3 protein-coding genes and 1 pseudogene are annotated in these 3152 nt (G+C 68.4%); 1 reads left to right on the top strand and 3 read right to left on the bottom strand.

All coding sequences use genetic code 11. The annotated features are described in order from the left end of the window. Nucleotides 1-564 (bottom strand): 4-hydroxy-tetrahydrodipicolinate reductase (gene dapB, locus ACFQEU_RS13570; RefSeq protein ID WP_379783013.1); only part of this gene is annotated, 564 nt, incomplete at its 3' end. 80 nt (nucleotides 565-644) lie between these two features. Beyond that, complete coding sequence (dapA, locus tag ACFQEU_RS13565; RefSeq protein WP_379783011.1) at nucleotides 645-1652, bottom strand: 4-hydroxy-tetrahydrodipicolinate synthase; 1008 nt, start codon at nucleotides 1650-1652, stop codon at nucleotides 645-647. Nucleotides 1653-2010: 358 nt separating this feature from the next. On the opposite strand from dapA, the gene ACFQEU_RS13560 reads away from it, so the two are divergent. Further along, nucleotides 2011-2832, top strand: a complete 822-nt coding sequence (locus ACFQEU_RS13560) for an HD domain-containing protein (RefSeq protein WP_379783009.1) — start codon at nucleotides 2011-2013, stop codon at nucleotides 2830-2832. A 63-nt stretch (nucleotides 2833-2895) separates the two neighbouring features. Here ACFQEU_RS13560 and ACFQEU_RS13555 read toward each other — a convergent pair. Then, nucleotides 2896-3152: pseudogene (locus tag ACFQEU_RS13555) on the bottom strand (aldehyde dehydrogenase family protein); the annotation flags it as partial.

The following is a 3152-nucleotide window of genomic DNA, read 5'->3' as shown; positions in this document are numbered from 1 at the left end:
GCCCGCCCGGCCGTGAACCCGTCGGTCGAGGTCCTCGCGGACGGACTCCACGTCGTCGAGCAGCGTCTTCGCGGTGCCGGACGGGGCGTCCCGTTTCCCGTTGTGATGTGTCTCGGTGAGCTCCACGTCGTACCCCGGCACCGCCGCGACCGCCTCCCGAACCGCTCGACGGAGCGCCGCCACCCCGCGCGCGAAGTTCGCGGCTTTCAGGACGGGGACCGACTCGCTGACCGACCGCAGTCGCGCGATCCCCGCCTCGTCGAAGCCGGTCGTTCCGGTGACGACGGCGATCCCGGCGTTGGCAGCGGTCTCGGCGTACGAGACGGCCGATTCGGGCCCGGTGAAATCGACGAGGACGTCCGGCCGCCCCGCGTCGACCAGCTCGCCCAAACGGTCGGCGTTAGCCACTTCGATCCCGGAGACTGGGTCGGTCGCCGACCGGTTGACCGCGGCGACGACTTCCACGCGCTCGCGGGCCTCGGCGGCCGCGATCACCTCGCGACCCATTCGGCCGCCGGCACCGGTGACGACGATCCGGACGACGTCGCCGGCGGCGTCATCCACGTCATCGTCGGCGGCGTCATCCACGTCATCGTCAGCGGCGTCATCCACGTCATCGTCAGCGGCGTCGACGGTACCGGCCGTCATTCGGCCGCCTCCACCGGTTCCGGGACGTCGCCCTCGTACGCCGACAGCAGCTCACGGAGCTCCTCTCGCCGATTCTCGGAGAGGCGGGTGAGCGGCGACCGGACCGCCGGACCGCCGCGGCCGCGGATGTGCATCGCCTCCTTCACCGGGATCGGATTGGTCTCGACGAACAGCTCGCGGACGAGCGGCGCGAGCTCGTGATGGAGCGTCCGGGCCCGGTCGTAGTCGCCCGAGAGCGCCGCGCCGACCATCGCACACGTCCGCTCCGGCTCGACGTTGGCGACGACGCTGATCGTTCCAGTGCCGCCGACGGAGAGCGTCGGCAGCGTCAACCCGTCGTCGCCGGAGAGCACGGCGAACCGCTCGTCACGGGTCCGCTCGACGACCTCGCTGATGCGATTCAGGTCGCCGGAGGCGGCCTTGTATCCCGCGATGTTTGGGTGTTCCGCGAGCGCGACGACCACGTCGACGGGTATCGACTGACCCGTCCGCGAGGGGACGTTGTACACTATCTGCGGGAGGTCGACGGCGTCAGCGATCGTCCGGTAGTGTTCGAGAAAGCCCGCCGCCTCCGGCTTGTTGTAGTACGGGGAGATGAGCAACAGTCCGTCGGCACCCGCGTCGGCGGCGCGACGCGATAACGACAGCGCCTCCGCGGTGTTGTTCGAGCCGGTCCCCGCGATCACCGGCACGTCGTCGACGGCGTCTCGGACCGTCTCTATCACGTCGACGTGCTCGTCGTGGGTCATCGTCGCGGACTCGCCGGTCGAGCCGACGGGCACGACGCCGTCGACGCCCGCCCGTTCGAGGTACCGGGCGTTGTCCGCGAGCTGGGCGTGGTCGACTTCGCCGTCCCCAGTGAACGGCGTGGTCATCGCGGGGTACACCCCCTCGAACGGTTCGTCCGCCAGACCGTCGCCGGTTCGGTCGGCGTCCGCCCGGTCAGCGTCGGTTCGGCTGTCGTCGGTTCTCGTGTATGGGGTCGTAGTTGTCGGTGTCGTCATGGTGTGTGGGTGGATTCGGTGAGTGGTGCGTCTCGCCGGTGATTCGGTTTCGACTGTTCGCGTTCGGGTCGGGGGTCGTCCGGGACGGGGTCGCCACTCCCGCCGGGGGACGCGTCACGCGCGTTTTTTCGAGAAGAGCCGCGTCGCTGTCGGGAGTCGCGGGCCGCGAACCGACGCGGTTGGAGTCACGGTGTCGGATACGTCGTTTTCCGGCTTATACGTTGTGTCTTCCCCGAAGAACTGCCGTAGCCTCGGGACGTGGACACGACACACACCTACACGCCGACACGCGGAAATACAGCCGCTCGCCGGTCCACCGACACACGCTTTTACCATTGCGACCCGTCTGTCAGGCTCCATGAGTGAGCCAGCCGACGACGCGCACGTCGAACGCCGCGAGTACGACCCCGATGCCGACCACGCCTTCCCCGACGACCGGCTCAATGCGGTGCTCGAGCGGATCACGAGCGATCCAGAGATCGAGGCGTATCTGGAGGCGCAGAACGTCAACCCGGTCGCGCGGAAGGGGTACAACGACCACGGAGAGAAACACGTCGAGATCGTTCGCGATCGCGCGCTCCAGCTGTACGACCTCCTCAAGGCCGGTGGCGTGGAGTTCAACGGTGCACGCCAGCAGGGCCTCGACGAGGCCGACGAGTCGGTGATCATCGCGCTCGCCGCGACGCTTCACGACATCGGTCACGTCGTCCATCGGGACGACCACCCGTACTACTCGATACCGCTTGCGGCCGACGTCCTCGACCGGTTCCTTCCGGAGTTCTACGACGTCCCCGAGCAGGTGCGCGTGAAAGCCGAGACGCTTCACGCGATCCTCTGTCACCACACCGAGGAGGAGACGCTAACGCGCGAGGCAGGGGTCATCCGGATCGCCGACGGCCTGGATATGGAGCGGGGCCGGTCACGGGTCCCCTACGAGAAGGGCGGGCGCGGGATCAACACCGTCTCCTCACAGGCGATAGAGCAGGTGGTTTTGAAACCGGACGAGAACCTCCCCGCACAGGTCGAGATCCGGATGAACAACGCGGCCGGCGTGTATCAGGTCGACTCGCTGTTGAAAGCCAAAGTGGAGGGGTCGCTGCTGGAGGAGCAGGTCCGGATCGTCGCGATCAACACGAAGGAGAACGGTGAGGGAGCGATCGTGGAACGGATCGAGCTGTGAGTCGGGTCGCCGAGCCGTGTTTCCCGATCCCCTCCGACCCGCTCTTCGGACTTTCCGAACCGGTCAGGGGCCGCGCCAGGTTTCGCCCGCCCCTGGCCCGTCCATGGCGGGGATCGGTGCGGCGTCGGTCGCGATCGCCGTCGTCTCGATGAAGTCCTCGACTCCCAGCCCACCTCCGAGCTGGCTCCCCTCGTCGGCACCGCCGCCGAGCACCGGGGTGACCGGGAACCCGTTTCGTGGCGACCCGACGGTCGCGATCCCGGGCTGGTTGACGACGAGCCGGCCGACACGGAGCGCCGTCGCCGCCCGCTTGACGCGCC

Origin of the sequence: Halorubrum tibetense, from assembly GCF_042661865.1 — an archaeon.
Classification (GTDB): Archaea; Halobacteriota; Halobacteria; order Halobacteriales; family Haloferacaceae; genus Halorubrum; species Halorubrum tibetense.
The sequence above is the reverse complement of the archived record's forward strand: the minus strand, read 5'-3'. Positions and strand labels throughout refer to the sequence as shown.

What these genes read in the sequence shown, in the direction of transcription:
- ACFQEU_RS13560 (WP_379783009.1), top strand. Translation starts at nt 2,011, where the DNA reads ATGAGTGAGCCAGCCGACGACGCGCACGTCGAACGCCGCGAGTACGAC.
- dapA (WP_379783011.1), bottom strand. Translation starts at nt 1,652, where the DNA reads ATGACGACACCGACAACTACGACCCCATACACGAGAACCGACGACAGC.